General features: G+C 59.0%; 13 protein-coding genes and 3 pseudogenes. 7 read left to right on the forward strand and 9 right to left on the reverse strand.

Translation table 11 applies throughout. The annotated features are described in order from the left end of the window. Positions 1–10: 10 nt before the first annotated feature. The 6 genes from fliD (Ga0074115_RS17135) to Ga0074115_RS14325 all read right to left on the reverse strand — a co-directional run bounded on the left by fliD (Ga0074115_RS17135) (position 11) and on the right by Ga0074115_RS14325 (position 10237). Positions 11–244: a flagellar filament capping protein FliD gene (gene fliD, locus Ga0074115_RS17135; protein WP_269747093.1), complete on the reverse strand. Its 234-nt coding sequence runs from the start codon at positions 242–244 to the stop codon at positions 11–13. Positions 245–290: 46 nt separating this feature from the next. Further along, positions 291–1430 carry a flagellar filament capping protein FliD gene (fliD, locus tag Ga0074115_RS14305; RefSeq protein ID WP_267887571.1) on the reverse strand — a complete coding sequence of 380 codons (1140 nt, stop codon included), beginning with the start codon at positions 1428–1430 and terminating at the stop codon, positions 291–293. A 98-nt stretch (positions 1431–1528) separates the two neighbouring features. Then, a complete protein-coding gene (locus Ga0074115_RS14310) occupies positions 1529–1909 on the reverse strand; it encodes a flagellar protein FlaG (RefSeq protein WP_232433127.1) in 381 nt (126 codons plus the stop codon). A 74-nt stretch (positions 1910–1983) separates the two neighbouring features. Beyond that, positions 1984–2829 carry a flagellin N-terminal helical domain-containing protein gene (locus Ga0074115_RS14315; protein WP_057956878.1) on the reverse strand — a complete coding sequence of 282 codons (846 nt, stop codon included), beginning with the start codon at positions 2827–2829 and terminating at the stop codon, positions 1984–1986. Positions 2830–3104: 275 nt separating this feature from the next. Beyond that, a complete protein-coding gene (locus Ga0074115_RS14320) occupies positions 3105–9164 on the reverse strand; it encodes a glycosyltransferase (protein WP_060528652.1) in 6060 nt (2019 codons plus the stop codon). After that, positions 9161–10237, reverse strand: coding sequence for a hypothetical protein (locus Ga0074115_RS14325; protein WP_057956831.1), 1077 nt, complete (start codon positions 10235–10237; stop codon positions 9161–9163). The genes Ga0074115_RS14320 and Ga0074115_RS14325 overlap by 4 nt, the downstream gene beginning before the upstream one ends. Positions 10238–10558: 321 nt before the next feature. Here Ga0074115_RS14325 and Ga0074115_RS14330 point away from each other — a divergent pair, with 321 nt between their 5' ends. Then, complete coding sequence (locus tag Ga0074115_RS14330) at positions 10559–10765, forward strand: hypothetical protein (RefSeq protein ID WP_057956832.1); 207 nt, start codon at positions 10559–10561, stop codon at positions 10763–10765. 42 nt (positions 10766–10807) lie between these two features. Here Ga0074115_RS14330 and Ga0074115_RS14335 read toward each other — a convergent pair whose 3' ends face one another. Further along, a complete protein-coding gene (locus tag Ga0074115_RS14335) occupies positions 10808–11494 on the reverse strand; it encodes a PIG-L deacetylase family protein (protein ID WP_060528653.1) in 687 nt (228 codons plus the stop codon). Positions 11495–11635: 141 nt separating this feature from the next. Here Ga0074115_RS14335 and Ga0074115_RS14340 point away from each other — a divergent pair, with 141 nt between their 5' ends. The 6 genes and pseudogenes from Ga0074115_RS14340 to Ga0074115_RS14365 all read left to right on the forward strand — a co-directional run bounded on the left by Ga0074115_RS14340 (position 11636) and on the right by Ga0074115_RS14365 (position 17820). After that, positions 11636–12700, forward strand: coding sequence for an N-acetylneuraminate synthase family protein (locus Ga0074115_RS14340; protein ID WP_060528654.1), 1065 nt, complete (start codon positions 11636–11638; stop codon positions 12698–12700). After that, positions 12693–13406: an acylneuraminate cytidylyltransferase family protein gene (locus Ga0074115_RS14345; RefSeq protein WP_057956836.1), complete on the forward strand. Its 714-nt coding sequence runs from the start codon at positions 12693–12695 to the stop codon at positions 13404–13406. The genes Ga0074115_RS14340 and Ga0074115_RS14345 overlap by 8 nt, the downstream gene beginning before the upstream one ends. Then, positions 13384–14397, forward strand: a complete 1014-nt coding sequence (gene pseG / locus Ga0074115_RS14350; RefSeq protein ID WP_057956837.1) for a UDP-2,4-diacetamido-2,4,6-trideoxy-beta-L-altropyranose hydrolase — start codon at positions 13384–13386, stop codon at positions 14395–14397. Before Ga0074115_RS14345 ends, pseG begins: the two co-directional genes overlap by 23 nt. 234 nt (positions 14398–14631) lie before the next feature. Further along, positions 14632–15726 (forward strand): annotated as a pseudogene (locus tag Ga0074115_RS14355) (CmpA/NrtA family ABC transporter substrate-binding protein); the annotation flags it as partial. Between the two features lie 103 nt (positions 15727–15829). Then, a pseudogene (locus Ga0074115_RS14360) lies at positions 15830–16866 on the forward strand (ABC transporter permease). Between the two features lie 115 nt (positions 16867–16981). Then, positions 16982–17820: pseudogene (locus tag Ga0074115_RS14365) on the forward strand (ABC transporter ATP-binding protein). Positions 17821–18022: 202 nt separating this feature from the next. On the opposite strand, the gene Ga0074115_RS14370 reads toward Ga0074115_RS14365, so the two are convergent. Next, positions 18023–18532 (reverse strand): peroxiredoxin family protein, encoded by a 510-nt coding sequence (locus Ga0074115_RS14370; RefSeq protein ID WP_057956838.1) that lies wholly within the window; start codon positions 18530–18532, stop codon positions 18023–18025. 1 nt (position 18533) lies between these two features. Continuing rightward, complete coding sequence (locus tag Ga0074115_RS14375; protein WP_006473601.1) at positions 18534–19082, reverse strand: hypothetical protein; 549 nt, start codon at positions 19080–19082, stop codon at positions 18534–18536. Positions 19083–19227: the final 145 nt, after the last annotated feature.

The following is a 19227-nucleotide window of genomic DNA, read 5'->3' on the forward strand; positions in this document are numbered from 1 at the left end:
ACTTCGCTGATTAAGAGTTTCTTCCGCATGTCAGATACAAAGTATATTTTGGCAAGTTCAAAAATAGACTGCCAATACTTTCGGAACGATTAATAGTTTGTAACTGCCCCATTAACGAGTCGAGCGCAGCGAACTGGGCCCGATAGCGTCGCTCAGTCAGATCGAGACGATATTCGAGCTGATTCTGGCGATCCTGCAGGGTATCAATGCGGGCAGCCAGTCCATCCTCACGCGCATCCACCATACCATCAGCAGTCAGCAGTCAGCAGTCAGCAGTCAGCAGTCAGCAGTCAGCAGTCAGCAGTCAGCAGATCGTGGGCGAGATCACCCAGGCGTTTGGCAAATCCCTGATCACTGTCCGCGAACAACCTGCTGACCCCGCTGAAATCGGAATCCATCGCCTTGCTCAATGCGCTCTTATCAAGACTCATCCGGCCATCCTTGCCGATGGATAGCCCCACTTCGGTCATATGGGTATAGCTGCCACCAGTGATCGAGGCGCCACTATTGACTATGCCAAGCATCAGGCTTTCCATGGTCAGCAGGGTGCTGTCTCCCGCCAACTGCCCATCATAAAGGCTATCGATGGTATTACGCAGATTGTTAAAGGCGGTAGCAAATGCATCCACTGACTCGGCAATAGCGTCATCATCTCTGCTGAAATCGACCGTGCCACTACCAGTCGTTTTAAGATTAAGGGTCACACCCTGAATCGCATCACTGATCGTATTCGAACTACTGGTAACACTAAAGGTATCGACGGTCAATTGGGCATCTTGAGCAGCCGCCACCTGAGTCAGGTTCTGCGTGCCTGCCGCCTCGTAATGGAGTTGGGAAAGCCCTGCATCACCCGAGACCACCACCTCAACGGCATTCGACGCACCGCTGTCATTCGAGGTCAGGATCAGGCGGCTGCCACCACTCTCGTTGAGAATGGTGGCGGCCACCCCTGGGTTATCACTGGCCTGATTGATCGCATCTCGAATGCCCGCCAGGGTGTTGTTACTGCTGTCGATGGTGAGACTGAAGCTGCCAGTGCCCACCGAGATATCCAGAGTGCCGCTTCCCACCACCGTATCCTTGTTGGTAAAGGTAGTGGAGGCGAGCTTGTGGCGTTGAGCCAGTTGGGTGACGTTGATATTGAAGCTGCCCACATTGGCAGTCTCATCCGCACTGGCGGTAAAGGCATCCGCGTTGGAGGATGAACCGGAGAAGACCTGGAACTTGGTGAGAGAGCCCAAGTCATCCATAGCCGTTTCAAAATCCGACACAGCGCTGCGCAGCTGGCCATAGGCGCTGATCTGCGCGTTGACCTGGCTCTCCTGATTCTGCAGACGATCCAGCGGCAGCCGCTCCAGATTCATCAACTGATCAATGATGCCGTTGACGTCGAGCCCAGATCCAACACCGGGAGCGAGAATAGAAGCCATGATCGTCTCCCCTCCATTTAATTTGTTTTACCCTGGAGGAGAGTCCATCCAGGGTGAACAGTCTAAGTTTGAACTCTACAGCGGCAAGCCGACCTCTTTCAGGCTTTCGCCTTAAGAATCACCCCAGAACTCTCTTGCATACGCTGCGCAAGCCGGATGACCTCTTCAGGCGGGATCTGGCGAACTAGTTCGTCCCGATCCAGATCAATTACCTTGATGATTGTCTTGCCGCTCTCCTCATCCACGCTGAACTGGAGTGAGCGCTTCTGCTGCTGGACCTTCTGATTGAGCTCTTCAACCATCTTTTCCAGCCGCTCAAGACTGCCCTGGGTCTCCTCTTCAGCCTGGTCTTGATGGATCGATACATTTCGCTCAGCAACCTGACGCACAGCTTCTGCTGGCCTGGCCTGCTCCACCCATTGGGGTTGGGTCGTCCGGCTGAACTGAAGCAGCGATCCCATTGTTACTTCGGTTGTCATTGCATCCACCCTGAGGCTGATCTCTTCGAGTCTAGTGCATCCGGGCTAGATCGCCCGGATGCCGGTCGATGAGCTTACTGCAACAGCGCCAGAGCACTCTGCGGAACGACATTGGCCTGAGATAGTATCGAGACACCAGCCTGCTGTAGGATCTGCGTCTTTGTCAGTGTCGCGGTCTCCGCCGCAAAGTCGGCATCCTGAATCCGGCTGCGTGAAGCAGTGAGGTTCTCAGCGTAATTCGAAAGGTTTGAGATAACCGCCTCGAAACGATTCTGCACGGCACCGAAGGTTGCTCGATTCTGAGCCACTGATGTGATGTCGTTTTCGATACCGGTGGATGCGGTGCTCAACTCTGCCGATGCGGCGGAGGCACTACTGACATTGATGGTGCCGGTAGCGGTCAGGCTTGAAGCGTAGGCATTCAGGCTGGTCAGGTCGACGGTTTTGACGCTCACCTGGTGACTGGCCTTGCCATCCTGACCCACCTGGAAGCTCATACTGGCAGTGGCGGACAACAGGGAAGTACCATTGAACTCGGTGGTCTGCACAATACGGGAGATCTCCTGAGTCAGCTGATCCACCTCCTTCTGCAGGCCGGTGCGATCTTCAACGGTGGCGTTGGAGGACTGCACTGCAATCTCACGAATCCGCTGCAGGTTGTTGGCGATCTGACCGAGGGCACCTTCCGCAGTCTGACCAAGTGAGATGCCGTCTGCCGCGTTACGTGTGGCCTGATTCAGGCCGCGGATATCCGCAGTCATCTTTTCAATCTGATAGAGACCCGCCGCGTCATCTTTCGCGCTGTTGACGCGCAGACCGGAAGATAACCGCTGCAGGGATTTGGCTAGGTCGTTCTGTGTGGAAGAGAGGTTACGCTGGGCGTTCAGCGACATTACGTTTGTATTGACTACGAGTGCCATAACTTTTCTCCTAATCACCCGGCGATGCGGTACATCAAGCCTGGGCATCGGGTTTGCATTTAGCAGATATACCTTCGAGAGTGATGGTATTTACCGCTTCCGGCCTCTGTAACGGCAGCCTGCCAGGGATCTTTAACCCCGCCCCTTATAAAAAGACAGCTCTGCACTCACTGATAACGATTTGTTTTTAATGAATAATCAAACATTCCATGAGAAAGGCAAAAAATGGACCCCAGGAACACCATTCCCCTCATGGTTCAGCTAAAACACTCTAACTACCCCGCCGGCTTCAGCAGTTGGCGCAACACCTCATCAGAGAACAGCGCCTGCATCCACTCCTCCAGGTGATCTTCCAACATATGATTCTCCCGCACCCAGGCCCGCATCCGGTCGCCCTCGTCAGCCAGAGCATCCGGCTCGTGGATACGTTCGCGAATCGCCTTCTCCCAGGCTCCCGGCTTATTGGGCAGACAGGTTGCCGGACTATTGCGATAGGGCTCCACATCAGAACAGATTACCGGCCAACCAAGGGTCCCATACTCAAGCAGCCGCAGGTTGCTCTTGCCCTCATTGAATTTATTGTGCTCCAGCGGAGCGATCGCCAGATCCAGATTCAGGCTGGCGAGCTTCTGCGGATAGTCGACGAATGGCACCCCGTCGTGGTACTCATCCACCAGCGGCCGCAGCGGAGTCGGGCACATTCCCATAAAGACCCATTCCACCTCGTCCTGCAACGCCTCCATTACCGGCCGGATCAGCTCCAAATCCCCCCGGTGCTGGGCGGCACCAGCCCACCCTACCCGTGGCTTTTTACCCTGGCCACGCTTCGACTCCAGACTGCCCCAGCGCTGCGTCTCCAGCCGGTTCGGCATCACCCAGATATCCTCGATAAAGTCCTGATAGACCTCCTTCAACGGCTCGGTGGTGACGATCAGCCGATGACAGTGCTTCAGCGCCCGCCGCACCCGCTTGCGCATATCGCTGGGCAAACGGTTCTTCTGCCCGCCCTTCTGCGGCAGGTGAAACAGGTTATCATCGAGACTAAAGACCAGAAAGGTATCGGTGTACTTCCGGTAGAGATCCAACCAGCGGATCATCAGATCGTTGATGCCGTGCAGCACAAACAGGCTGTCCGGCGCAGCACGGGCCATCTCAGGCAGGCTCGGCACCCGAGTGCGTTCCCGCCCCTCGGAATTGGGCAGTAGCGAAATCTGCGCCAGCGCCGCCTGCTCCAGCGCCCGCAACGGCGCTCGCACCCGATACTCGCCGCCACCACCGGAGTTGACCGGATAGGCCCAGACCCTGGGCCTGGGGTGAAATGCCGCCTCCCAGGTCACATCCATCTCGGTCTCGGGCTGGACCTCTTTGTGCAGCAGGCTCAGATTCGGGTTAAAGGCCGGATCATTGGCCAGTGCCGGCAGATGGCGCGACACCAGCGCCTCCTGGCTGCGCGCCACCATCTCGACAAAGCTATTGTCGGCATAGCTGTGGATCGTCTGCCGTCCAAAGTGCACCAGACTGGCAAACGGCGTCCAGATCACCTTGTAACCAGCCGCCTTCACCTTCAGACAGAGGTCCACATCGCTGTAACGCACGCCAAAGTGTTGCTCATCCAGGCCGCCCACCTGATCGAACAGCTCACGCCGGATCAGCAGACAAGAGCCGCTCACCGCCGAGTACTCCTGGGCCACCTGCAGCCGCCCCATGTAGCCATCTTCACGCATCGAGATGCCGACGAAGGGTGAGCTGGCATCTCCGCCCATGCCGAGCACCAGCCCAGCGCTCTCGATCCGCTCACTGGTGTAGATCAGGCGCGGCCCGACCACCCCGACCTGCGGCCGCAGCGCCTGCGCCAGCAGCCGCTCCAGCCAGTTGCTGAGCACTACCATGGTGTCGCTATCAAGGAACAACAGGTAATCTCCCTGGGCCTGCTGCACCGCCCGGTTGCAGATCGCTGAGTAGTTGAAGGGGGCATCGTCGTGCAGCAGCCGCACCCGAGAATCATTTCGCTCCAGCTGCCGGACAAACTCCAGCAAGCTCGGCTCACGACTGCCGTTGTCTACCAGCAGCAGCTCAAAGTTGGCATAGCTGCTCGTCTCCAGCAGGGTATTGATCGCCGGTTTGGTGATCCCCTCCAAGTCGCGGAACGGCAGAATAATCGAGACCAGCGGCTCGCTCAGCAGCGGATAGTCGACAAAAAAGGTGCCGAAGCTGATGCCATTCTGCACCTTGGCATCAATATCACAGCGTTGCAGATGTGCCAGCAGCACCTGACAACGCGCCTCCACCACCGCCGCCTCATCCCGTGCCAGCTGGTAGCGATCCTGACGGTGCAGCAGCACCTTGGGGATATGCAGCAGGGTCTCTGCGTCCGCCCGCTCCGCCCGCTCCGCCAGCTTCAGCGCCAGATCGTACTGCGCCACGCCCGGCTCCACGGCATAACCACCCAACGACTGCAGCAGCTCGCGACGCACCGGCAGAAAGGCCCCCAGATAGGGCATAGAGCGCAGCAGTTCCAGGTTGAATTCCGGCTTGAATAGCGGGTTGTAGCGCTGGCCGTTGTCGTCAAGCCAGTCCTCATCGATGTAGAGCAGTTCCGCCTGGGGATGGAGATTGATGTAGTCACCGCAGGAGATCAGCGCATCCGGGGCGAGCCTGTCACCGGCGGCGATTAGCGCCACCCAATCGGTGCTGGAGTCGGACAGCACCGCATTGATGCCTTGCATCAGATCCCCCTCCACCTGCACCCATTCGACCATCTCCAGCTCATCGAAAGACCCGCCGGGTGAGGGCTGCTGTGAGACCACACTCAGGCCCCAGCCGGAGTAGAGCTGCTGTGACAGACTATCCAGAGTATCGGCAAGCGCCGCCTCTTCGCCCTTCTGAAAGGGCAGCAGCAGATGAAAACCAGGATTCACCCGCCACTCAGTCATCATGCGCTCCGCGTGGTACTGGGCCTGGCTTTCGGTCAGCTGATGCTTCTCCACCCACTCCGCGTAGCACTGATTCATGTCAGCATGAAAGGTCGCATTCAGATCGCGCTCCAGCAGCGAACTGTAGACCTCCCGATAGTGTTCGATCTGCGCCTCTACGGTACATTCCTGCAGCACTCGCTCACGTGCGCTCAACAGCATGCGATGACGCAACTGAGGATCGTTGATCAGGTTCTCAATCGCTTCACGCCAGGCATCCTCGGTATTTGGCACCACAAAACCGCCGCGGCCATCCTGTACATTGAGATAGGGAGTGAGATTGGAGTAGACCCCCGCCGCACCGGCTGCAGTATATTCGATCCATTTGATGTTGCTCTTAACCCGATTGAAGTCGTTCTCCTGCAGCGGCGCCAGGCCGATATCCAGCCCCAACTCCGGCAGTTTCGCCAGATACTCTTCCAGGCTAGAAAAGCGCTCCACTCGATCGGCCAGCCGCTCCAGCTTGGGGGTGACACAGCCGACGAATACAAAGCGCACCCGCTTGCCGTACTTTTTGTGGATACGCAGCAGCACCGGCTCGATCATCCGCAGATCGGCCAGATGGGTCACAGTGCCGACATAACCGATAGTCACCGGCTCTTGGTCACGCAGCGGCGGCACCTGCGTCGGAATCAGCGCCGCCGGATGCACCGTCGGCAGCACACTAATGTTCTTGTTGTAGGGGAGATAGGCCTCCTTCAGCGCCTCGGTGGAGACGATCAGCCCGCTCGCCTTGCCGATGAAATCGAGCACATGGGCGCGAGTCTCCAGGCCAATGCCGAAGGCATCGTGTCCCTCCGGCACCTTGGTGAAGAGATCATCGGTCTCATAGTAGACCGGCTTGCCCGACCGCAACATCCGATCCAGCACCCCACTGTGTTCCGGGCGGGGAAAGTGGCGCTGCACCACGATCACATCAGCGCGCTCGATGGCCGATTCGTCCACCTCACAGACCCCCTTCGGGTTATGCGTCGCCCAGATCGGCTCGATCAGATCGGCCATGTGACTAAACGGCTCGCGCACGCGGATCTTCCAGCAGACATCTCGTTCACCATCCTGCACGAAGAAGGCAATCCGCAGACGCTGATCCGCCAGCAACGGAGCCTCAGACTGACTATCATCCGTCTCCTGCCGCAGGACTTCTGACTCCGCACCCATCGGTGCCTCCACCCGCTCCAACAGGGCGGCTGGCTCATACGCTGTCTCAGGTGTCGTCGTCGTAAGCGGCGATGCTGCCTCTCCCTCCGCCGGCGTAACAACTGCCTCAGATCCAGCCAGCGGCAGCGGTTCCGCCCGCACCACGAACTGCAGGGTGCGAAACTGCTGCCACTCCTCCCGGCTGAGATTCTTCAACACCATATTGCCCAGATCCACGTCCCGGCGCTGTTCGTCTTCAAAATCGAGATCGGGCGTCACCCCATCCCAGCGACTCTCCCAGCAGGCGATACGGTAGCCGGTCTCGCTAAAGAGCTTTTCGATCTCCTGACGGGTGAAGAAGCGGATGTGGGTCCAGTCGAGCAGCCCCTCATCCCGATAGGTCCAGCTACCGCCGGCCAGTTCGCGCAGCAACCCGGCGTTGCGCGAGTTGGGGATGCTGGTGATCACCTGGGCATCGTCAGTGAGGAAGGGACGCAGCTTGTGCAGCATCAGCCAGGGGTTGTAAAGGTGTTCCAGCACATCGGCGGCGATGAAGGTGTCGATGCTGGCCAGACGAAAACCGGCGGAGGCCAGGTCCATCTGCTCAATATTGCCCTGTACCACCCAGTCGAGCCGCTCACGGGCGATCGCCGCCGCCTGTTTATTGAGCTCAAATCCCATCACCAGCGCATCCGGGTAGCGCTGTTTGATGGCTTGGCCGGTGGCACCGGTGCCGCAACCCAACTCCAGCACGATGCGCGGCGGGTGGGCAAACAGGTTGAACAGGTCGCCGCGTGGGTTTTCATAGTAGCTGCCGTGTAGCGAACTGTTCTCGCCATCCTGCTGCCAGAGCGGCGTCGGCTTTTGCACCTCAGCCGGTTCCTCCGCGGGAATTTCAATCACTGTCGGCTTGTTCTGCATCTGTTGGTCTGTCACAGCTAACTCCCCTATCTCCACCACCGCCTCGCCCTGTGCCATTCTCAGCATCAGCTCCGCCACCCGTTCGAAGCAGCGGCCATCCCCGTTGGGGCCGGCGAAACGCGCTAGCGGCTGCAACTGGCTGGGCTCGCCTTGCAGACAGGCCTCCAACACCCCCGCAAGGTTCTCCACCCGCGCCTCTTTCATCCCCACATCGGGATAGGGCGGCCCCAACAGCCATTGGGAAGGGCTAAGCAGGTTGATCGCCGGAATGCCCGCGATGCCCGCCTCAATGGAGAGGTTGGAACCGGAAGAAACCACCACATCAGAAGCCACCGTCAGCCCCTCGGTATTCTCGGTGATATAGCGGTAGGCATCCGCCGGGATGCCCAGGGCTCTGGCCACTTCCGCTGTCACTTTCTGACCAAAGCGCTCGTTCGACTCCCGATCCTTGATAATCAACTGAAAGTCGACCCCCTTGGCCCAGAGCTGCACACAGGCGAGAAAGATGCCGGTAATCAGCAGCTTATACTCACTGTGCTCAGCATAGGCGGTGGTGGTGGAGGCCCAAGTGGTGAAGTAGCCCACCCAACGCCGCTGCGGATCGAGCCGGTAGTGCTTTGCTAGCTGACTGCGAATCGAGACACGCTGCTGCGCAAGCTGCCGATAGTGGTCCCAGGCAGGAAAGCCGGTGACTTTGAGGATCGAATCGGGTGCTCCCAGATCAAGCAATCCCTCCTTGCTGTAGTCCGAGCCCACCGCGTAACAATCCGCATTCACGCAGTCGTGCACGTTGTAAGATTTGGCCAGCCCGGTGCCATGTAGCAGATGCAGCACCGGCACCCCACGAGCCTTGGCCCACTTGACGAACAGCTTGGCGCTGCCGGTGTACTCCTCGTTGACCAACATCAGCTCCAGCTGGTAACGCTCACGCAGCCGGTCGAGGGCCTTGACGCCGATCATGCAACGATGCAAATACCCCTTCATGCCGCCAGTCAGCAGCTCGTTGACCCGCGCCGGATGCACTCCCTGTGCCTCACAAAATCCCTTCCACTGATCACAATCAAGCCCCTGCGCCACCAGCTGCGCGCGCTGGTTCGACTCCTCATCGAGCTGAAGAAACTCCTCCTGGGTCAGCGCATCCTCCACCGCAACCAAGCTGCCTCCAGCCGCCTCAATCCCCCGCTGCAGCTCAGGCAGACAGTTGCCGCGAACCGTGATCACGGTGCAGGGACGGCGCCGCACGTACTCATACAGGGCCGCATGGTTCTTATCCCAGAGCATGCAAACAATGGCCGGACCGCTCACTGGCTCTCCTCCCGGCGCAGCATCTGATAGTTTTCCTGGAAGCTGGCAAAGTTGTCGTACTCGCGCACATCACCGAAGTTGATGCCCTCAAACTCCAGCGCCTCCCTCACCTCCGGCAACTGGTACCAACTACGGCAGATCTCGGTGGTGGTGGCATCCAGCTCCCCCATCTCACGCCATCGCTGCAGGATGCGCTGCGAGTCACTGTTGAGCAGGCCACTCAGATCACAGCCCGGCAGATGCGCCAACAGAAAACTCAATCGATGCCACAGTAGCGCGCAACGCAGATCGCTCAGATAGCCATTGAAGCGTTCCAGCCAGGCCTCATCCAGCTGCGGATTGAGCGACACCAGAGCGGTCAGATTGAGGCCATCATTAAGTACTGTGCGTTGTTGCTGCCATTGCGATTGAATCTGGTTGTCAGCAGACTTCGCAGCAACTCTCTCCAGTCGCACCCAGAGCCGGTCGCAATACTCCGGCGGCAGGCTGGCGAACAGATCCTCCTGCAGCAACTGCAGAAACTCTTGCATCAGCCTATCGTTGCCCACCCAGGAGAGCGCCCGCCGCCAGAGCCGCGGCGTGGTGCGATGTGCCTCGCTCTGCGGCGCCTCACAGATCAGCCGCGTCACCGTTGCGGAGTCGAGCTGCAAAAAGGGACGCCCGTCGAGTAGGGTCAGGCCCTGCCGGGTCAGCGTCTGCAACTTCCGCCCTAACTCGCCGGAGACCGGCTGGTCCGCACCATAGATAAAGTCACAGCTATCTGCAGAAGGGATATCGAGACAGATCCGCGTGCCCTCGGCAAACCCGCCCACAACCTTTGTCAGGGTGCTCAGCCAATCATTCGCCCCCCGGTCGACCAGCTCGAGCTGTTGCCATTGAGGTGCACAGGCCTTGAGCCACTCGAGCAACGCCCACGGATCGCTCGACTCAAAGTCTGAGGGAGCATCGGAGAGCCCCCCCCGGATCACCCCGCCCGGCATCAACTCCACCCGGCAGGCCGGCTCCTCACCGACAAATTTCCGCCAGAGTGGCTCTCTGACACGATCAAATCCGATGTTTTTTTGACTATCCATTGGAATTCATAGGCTTGGAGTGCATTTATTCAGCGCTGTCGGGATCTCGACATCAGGCCTTGCAAATCCCGTTCCCAAAACACCCCCTTCGACTCACAGACAGGCTAACGGGCCCGGACCGGGCCAGCCTCAATAAGAGGAAGTGTAAAAAAACTTGACAGATCTGGGTTTTTACGTGACCCGTCGCACACTAAATCCAGAAAGCACTTTTAATTCCCTCGAATTCGATTTATTTCATTAAGGCAAGAGGTTTTCGAGCATAAAGAAATCCTGATATTTGCCGCATACACAATAGGTTGAGAAACTAGCTGGAGAAAGGGGATGAAAAGGGAACAGGCAATTTCAGAGATGGTGCGGCACTGCGCCAACGCAAAGGGTCATCAAGACTTTTCCATCAGTATGGCGCAACAGTTCGCCATCCATCAGTACCGCGGTGGGATCTCCGCCTTCAGGGCGATTCAGTTGGGCTTGGGCTCCCTTGACGGCCACTGTCAGATAAAACACCACAAACAGGCAATCAGCGGCTAACCCCCGGCTGATTTAGCACAACACCAGTAGGAGAGCACCGCCTCAACGGATCTCCCGCACCAGTTCAAACGCCTCAGCCGCCACCACCCCCACCTGGGCGCCACGTAGCTGAGCAAGCGCCTCCAGCGCTCGAGGCGACCGGACATGTGGAAACGGATGCATTTCCGCGTCGTAGGCAGAGAGCGCCTCCAGTTTCCGCTGCAGATAGCCGTCAATCGCGACAAAGTGGTTAGGCCGGAAGGCTGGCGCATCGCTGGGTGAAAGCTCGGTACTGGAGCAGACCTCGAACGCCAACAGCCGTCGCACCGAACGACCCGGCATCGGCCGACAGGCCGCCAGCACCGCATGGTGAGTCAGGCGATGATCGATGTTGAGATCATTGACGAAGTGGGTGTAGACGATACCTGGCGCCAACTCAAACACCACTGATTCGACCCGCTTGGTGATATCGAGCAGCTCCATGCCGTCGAACCGGTTATCCGGCAGGCCAGCAAACTCGGGGGGCTCGGCGCCGAGGATCTCTGACGCGCGTCTCGCCGACTGCTGCAACCGTTCGATATCCACCGCCCGGGCCTGAGGGTCGCGCTGCGGATCGCGCGCAGTGGCCCCCTCACCAAGAATCAGGATATGCACCCGATCCCCCTCCGCCACATGCCGCGCCAGCGCCCCACCACAACCCAATATCTCATCATCCGGATGGGCCACCACCGCCAGCACCACATTCGACATCGCTCAACTCCCGGCCAGATCCAACCCGTTTACTACCACTCTTTACGCTGCGACAGCAACCGCAATACACATCGGATCGAATCTTGCTAGTCTTCTGACGGCAACAGCCTAAAACAACCACAACCAGACTCAGGAGCGGCAATGGTCAGGATCGGCAACAGATATATCGGCGACGACCACCCCTGCTTCATCACCTTTGAAGCCGGCCCCACCCATAACGGACTGGAGATGGCAAAACGCCTGGTGAAGCATGCCGCAGAGGCCGGCGCCGATGCAGTGAAGTTCCAGATCTTTGACCCGGAGCGGCTGGTCGCCGACAAAAAAATGCCGTTCTCTTACGAGATCCTGGTGGACCGAGAGAGTGGTCGCCTGCAGAGAGTCGAAGAGCCGCTCTACGAGATCCTCCGCCGCCGCTGTCTGAGCCGCGACGAGTGGCGTGAGCTGAAGCGCTACAGTGACAACCTCGGCCTCGCCTTCTTCTCCACCGCCTCCTTCAAGGAGGATATCGACCTGCTGGTGGAGCTGGGGTGCGACTCGATCAAGATCGCCTCCGGCGACATCAACCACCACCCGCTGCTGCGCTACGCGGCGCGCACCGGCCTCTGCCTGCAACTCGACACCGGCAGCGCCACCCTCGGCGAGGTGGAGACGGCAGTGGACCTGATCCTCACCGAGGGCAACGAGCAGATCATCATCCACCAGTGCCCCTCCGGCTACCCGGCACGGCTCAACAGCATCAACCTCAATATCATCCCGACCCTGAAACGGCTGTTCCCCTTCCCCGCCGCCTTCTCCGACCACACCCCCGGCTGGGAGATGGACGTGGCGGCGCTGGCGCTGGGCGCTAACCTGCTGGAGAAGACCATCAGCGAAGACCGCACCACCCCCAGCGTGGAGCACTGCTTCTCCCTCGAACCACCAGAGATGCACCGTTTCATCCAGACCATCCGCGAGATGGAAATCGGCCTCGGCAGCAACCGCCGCACCCTGCACGCAGATGAGCTGAAACAGCGCAACAAGATCCGGCGCAGCGCCTGGCTAATGAGTGACGCCAAGGCTGGACAGCATCTCAGCGAGATCGACGTGGAGTTCCGCCGCCCCGCCGGCGGCATCCCGCCAGACCTGTTTGACCAGCTCAGAGATCGTCATCTGCGCCGCGACCTCTCAGCCGGCGCGCGCCTCAACCTGGAGCACCTCAGTGATTGACGCGGTCGCCATCATCCCGGCGCGGGGCAACTCGAAGCGGCTGCCACGCAAAAACATCCTCGAATTCCGCGGCAAGCCGATCATCGCCTACACTATCGAGGCAGCCCTGCAGAGCGGCATCTTCGAACGCGTGGTGGTCTCCACCGAGGACGCCGAGATCGCCGGGATCGCCGCCCACCACGGCGCCGAGGTCGCACAGCGATCCGCCGAACTGAGCCACGACTCCGCCACCGTAGTCGACGTCTGCTGTGACTGGCTGAGCCGCGAGCAGCAGACCGGCCACCACTACCAGATCATCTGCTGCCTCTACGCCACCGCACCGCTACGCAACGCCACCGACGTAGCCGCCACCTGCGGGCTGTTGGAACGCGGCCGCTGCCACTACGCCCTGGCCGCCGTCCACTACAGCCACTACCCCTATCAGGCACTGAGACTGGAGAGAGACGGCACGGTCGCCCCGCAATGGCCTGAGCTCTGTGATATGCGTGCCGACCAGGTCGGCAAGCTGATCGCCGGCAACGGCAGCACCTACGCCACCTTCAGCGACGAACTGCTGCGCAGCCGCAACTTCTACGGTCCCGGCATGCGCGCCCACATCATGCCGTTTCGCCGCTCGGTGGACATCGACACCGCTGACGACCTGGAATTGGCTCTCTGCCTAGCGGAGCTGGAGGCACGCCACAGTGCAGATCGCGATCCGCGCTGACAGCGGCAGCGACATCGGCAGTGGCCATTTGCTGCGCTGCCGCGCACTGGCACTGGCTCTGCGCAAGCGGGGTGCGGCGATCGACTTCCTGCATGCCCGCCGTGACGATTTCGATAAGCACTTGGTCGGCGACTTCCCCTGCCATCTAGTCAAGGCCGAAACCGAGGCTGAAGACGCGGCCAGCTGCCGGTCCTGGGCAGCGCGCAATCGACCCGACTGGCTGCTCGTCGACCACTACGGCCTGAGCATAGAGTGGCAGCGTCAGCTGCGTGAAGTGGTACCACGACTGATGGCGATCGAGGATCTCGCCAACCGCCCGCACCAGGTCGATCTGCTGCTCGATTTCACCCTGCGCAGTGATCCTGAGCTGGACTATCAGGGGCTGCTGCCGGCAGACTGCCGCACCCTGTTTGGCCCCCACTATGCACTGCTGCGCCCGGAGTTCAGCCGACTTCGGGATCACTGCCGGATACGCGAGCGGGGAGTCAGGCGGTTGTTGCTCAGCTTCGGCGGCGCTGACGACACCAACCTCAGCGGCTGGGCACTCGATGCGCTTGAAGGGCTAGAGCTGGTGGAGGGGATCGATCTGCTGGTCGGCAGCCACCATCCCGATCTGGCGGGCCTGCAGCGGCGCTGCCAGCGATCCGACCGCCGCCTGCACATCCAGACCGAAGAGGTCGCCGAACTGATGCGCCAGGCCGATCTGGCGATCGGCGGCGGCGGCATGATGGGCTGGGAGCGCTGTACCCTGGGGCTGCCGGCGCTGATCGTCGTGCAGTCAGAAGATCAACAAGCCAATGCCGAGGCCCTGGCACAAACCGGGGCAGCACAAATAATCACCACAGACGATGCCGAGGCTCTGCGCAGGATGATCACCACACAAACAGCCGAGAGCCTCAGCGCCATGTCACAACGGGCCTTCAAGATTGTCGATGGGCTGGGCGCCCAGCGGGTGGCAGCACTTATGCTCGATACAGAAAGCAACCTGTAGCACAGCTTTCACTTTCGGCATTCATCTCAAGAGTGCCACCTCACAGCAACGTCCGGCACAACAATAGACTCCCCGCCCACCATTACCTTGCAGTTGGTCCGACAATTGCCTATTTGGCGAACAGGTAAGCAAACCACAGACAGCAGTTTCCTGTCACATGTCCACAGAAACAAACCTTAGAATTCTACTTGTCAATGAGAACAAGGGACGCTCAACGATCCTCAGGCAGACATCTGGAAGGTACTGCTCGACGGCGCGCACATGCTGGCCGGCCAGCCGTTAGCGGCCACCATCGGCTTCGGCACCAAGGCGCACATCGTCACTCCCTTTTCGATGGATCTGAACAGCAACGGCATCACCGTCTCCAACGAGATCTGGGAGATGATGAAACCACACGTGCCGAAACAGGCCGACGGCAAACCGGTACACCCGATCAAGGCCGATGCACTGAAACCAGTGGTCGACCAGTTTAAGGAAGATGGCAAGCCCTTCAAGATGGGCATGGTTTTCCCCGTCTCCACCCACAACTACGAGCTGCGCTACTGGCTGGCGGCCGGCGGCATCAGCCCCGGTTACTACGCACCGCACAAGGGTGACGCCAGCGGCACCGTGATGGCGGATGCACTACTCTCAGTCACCCCGCCACCACAGATGCCCGCCACCCAGGAAGCCGGCACCATCTACGGCTACTGCGTAGGTGAACCCTGGAACCAGCAGGCGGTATTCAAGGGGATCGGCGTGCCGGTGGTCACCAACTATGAGATCTGGAAGGACAACCCTGAGAAGGTCTTCGGCATGACCAAAGCATTCACCAAGAAGCACCCCAACACCACCGTGCGTGTTGTGAAGGCACTGATCCGCGCCGGCAAGTGGCTCGACGACAACAACGCCAACCATCCCGAGGCGGTAAAGATCCTCTCCCAGTCCAACTATGTGGGCGCGGACTACGATGTTATCGCCAACTCCATGACCGGCACCTTCGAATATGAGAAGGGCGACAAGTGCGAAGTGCCGGACTTCAACGTCTTCTTCCGCTACAACGCCACCTACCCCTACTACTCCGATGCGGTCTGGTACCTGACCCAGATGCGGCGCTGGGGCCAGATCTCCGAGCAACAACCAGACAGCTGGTACAACAAGATCGCCAAAAGCGTCTACCGCCCAAACATCTACCGCAAGGCAGCCGAGGAGTTCCCCAACTTCAAGACCGAGACCGGCTACCGCGCACTGCAGACCGAGTTTATCGACGGCGTGACCTTCGACGGCACCAAGCCAAACGCCTACATCAACAGCTTCAAAATCGGCCTGAAGGGCGGCGAGAAGATCTGACTTTAGCCACCAGGGACGGAATCGAATTTGATTGAGTGGCTGGATCCTGATTTCCAGAACGGTTGTTCAAATTCGACTCCGCCCCCTGATAAACGCACAAGAGATTAGTGAGATGAGTAACACAATCGCATCCAAAACCTTCAATCTGCCGATGCTGGATCGCTTTCTCGACAGCATGGCCAGCAACGATATCAACAGAACCTTCAGCAGGCTGATCAAAAACCTATTTGTCCCACTGCTCGCCCTAATGGTTTTTATCGGCCTGTGGAGTCTAGGTGCAAAGAACGTGGAGACCTCACTCGGCGTACTACCTGGTCCCGCCAAGGTTTTGGAGCAAACCGTCACACTCTACGACGAACACAATGCCGAACGCGCCAAGGCAGATGCTTTCTACGAGCGCATGCAAAAACGCATCGACAAGGCGATCGCGGCCAACAAGCCGCAACAGAAGATCGACAAGATGCGCGCACGCAAATATACCGGCAAGGAGACCTTCTTCGACCAGATCCTCACCAGCCTGTGGACCGTGATGGCCGGCTTTCTAGTTGCCTCGGCGATTGCCATTCCGATCGGCATCATCTGTGGCATGAGCGCCACGCTCTACACCGCGATCAACCCGCTGATCCAGATTTTCAAACCGGTATCGCCACTCGCCTGGCTACCACTAGTCACCATGGTGGTATCTGCCGTCTATGTGAGCAACGACCCGGCGTTCTCCAAGTCATTTCTCACCTCGGCGATCACCGTCACCCTCTGCTGCCTCTGGCCGACCATCATCAATACTACGGGGGCGTGAACGGTGTCGACAAAGATCTGATCAACGTCAGCCGTGTGCTGCGTCTCAACGCCACCACCAAAACCTTCAAGATCATCCTGCCCTCCGCCATGCCGATGATCTTCACCGGCCTGCGTCTCTCCCTGGGCATCGGCTGGATGGTACTGATCGCTGCCGAGATGCTGGCGCAGAACCCCGGCCTCGGCAAGTTCGTCTGGGACGAGTTCCAGAACGGCAGCTCCAACTCGCTGGCACGCATCATGGTCGCGGTACTGGTGATCGGCCTCATCGGCTTCCTGCTCGACCGCGGCATGTTGATGCTGCAGCGCAGGATCAGCTGGGACAAAAACGCAGTTCTTCGTTAACGCAAGCCGCAATCTAGATCTGCCTTTAGCCGGACATGTCCGGCTAAAGCCGGCACTACAAGTTGGAAATTGAAAACTGGAATAAACGATTGTAAATCGCACAAGGTGCAATGAAATGAACAGTTATCTGAACATCGACCACATCAGCATCACCTTCCCCACCGATAACGGTCCGCTGAATGTGCTGAAAGACGTCAAGCTGGAGGTAAAACAGGGCGAGTTCATCTCGCTGATCAGCCACTCGGGCTGCGGTAAATCCACCGTACTCAATATCGTCGCCGGTCTGTTGAATGCCACAGAGGGTGGCGTAATTCTGGAAGGCAAAGAGGTGACTGAACCCGGCCCCGATCGTGCCGTGGTATTTCAGCACCACTCGCTGATGCCCTGGCTCAGCGCCTAGCGGTCGATCAGGTCTTCAAGAAGACCAAGTCGAAACAGGAGCGCGACGAGTGGACCCGCCACAACCTAGAGCTGGTACACATGTCTCACGCCCTCGATCGCAAGCCCGACGAGATCTCCGGCGGCATGAAACAACGTGTGGGGATCGCCCGCGCCCTGGCGATGGAACCGAAGGTGTTGCTGATGGATGAACCCTTCGGCGCCCTCGACTCCCTGACCCGCACCCACATGCAGGACTCGTTGATGGAGATCCAGGCGCGGCTCAACAACACCGTGATCATGATCACCCACGACGTGGACGAGGCGGTGCTGCTCTCTGATCGTATCGTGATGATGAGCAACGGCCCGTCGGCCAGCATCGGTGAGATCCTCGATATCGACCTGCCGCGCCCGCGTGATCGCCTGACCTTGGCCGAGAACCCAACCTACAATCACTACCGTGCCGAAGTGGTCAAGTTCCTGCACGAACGCCATACGCAACCGGGCGTTTCGGCCAGCAACGACGATAACGAAAGTGATGGAGAGGGACCTGCACTGAGTCTCGTTGCTGGCTGATGGATCCGATGATTAGCGCGATAGCAGCGCTCTGAAGGCGACAGCGGCCATGTCTGCCCGCGTCCCACTGATGGGGACTCAAAATGAATAGACCGCCGTGTTGTTAATCCGGCAATTAAATAAAGATAAGGCGGCCCATGGCCGTCACTTGCAACCCGCTGAAATCACGGATGATGTCGGGCATGGCTCGACCTATAGATGCTCACTTCAGCTTGCGCACCAGATCGAGCAGTTCATCCGCGTCCCACTCGCGGCCGCCGATGGCGCGGTAGACCAGCCGCCCCTCTGGATCAATCACAAAGGTGGTGGGCAGGCCCTTGATCGGCCAGCGCTGGATGGTCTGGCCCGACTGGTCGAGCAACACCTGGAAGTCGATCGGGTAGTCGCCCATGAAGCTGAAAATGGTCTCCTCATCCTCGCCCACGTTGATCGCGATCATCGCGATCCCCTGATCCTTGATCTTCGCCCAGCCGCGATTCATCGACGGCAGCTCGGCACGGCAAGGTGGGCACCAAGTCGCCCAAAAATTCACGATCACCGGCCGCCCCCTGTAACTTGCCAGCGAGTGCGGCTCACCATCCATATCCGGCAGATCAAAAGCGGGCGCCACCGGCTGATCTGTAAGACGCGTCAGCAATTGCTCAGCAGCGAGTCGGCCACAAAACAGCAGCAACAGAGACGCCAAAAAAGTTCCAATGATAGTTTTGTTCATCTTAACGATCTTCCGCACACTCGAGCGCCTCTATCCATACGATTTTCTGCTCATCGCCCTCTCTCCAAACCACCTTCAGATCGAAGCGGCTTCCGGGCAGCGGCCCAAAGCTTGTCATACCCCAGTTATAGTCCCCGGCAGGTTCAAAGGTCTGCCGGGTTGGGAAGGTCGCCCAGCGAAAGGCGATGCGGGAGGCCGCACTCACCTGGTCGTCTCCCCACTCCGCATCCCAGCTCTCTTTCAGTTTGAGCCCCCGGACCTTATCCCCCTGGCGGATGCGCCACTCGTTGAGATCGATGCTGATCGCTCCAGCAGCGGCATCGCTGGCGCGGTTTCTGGCGATAGTTTGCAGCACACAGTGGGTGGCGATCTGGTCCGCTATGGTCTTAGAAAAGCCCCGCGCCTGAAAAAAGCCCCGAGTCTGATCTGGCAGGCGCTGGACCAGCTTCAGCTCAAGGCCCGCCTGTGACAGTTTCCAACTACTGAGTTGGGTAGTTGGGTCAACCGTTTTCTCCACCCTGGCAAACCCGCTGGCGGGCAACAGTGCCACGCATAGGAACCAGCGAAAAAGTTCTCTTTTGTGCATCATCGTTCGTTATTAATCGTTCCGAAAGTATTGGCAGTCTATTTTTGAACTTGCCAAAATATACTTTGTATCTGACATGCGGAAGAAACTCTTAATCAGCGAAGTGCGC

Source organism: endosymbiont of Ridgeia piscesae (assembly GCF_001443665.1).
Classification (GTDB): Bacteria; Pseudomonadota; Gammaproteobacteria; order Chromatiales; family Chromatiaceae; genus Endoriftia; species Endoriftia persephonae.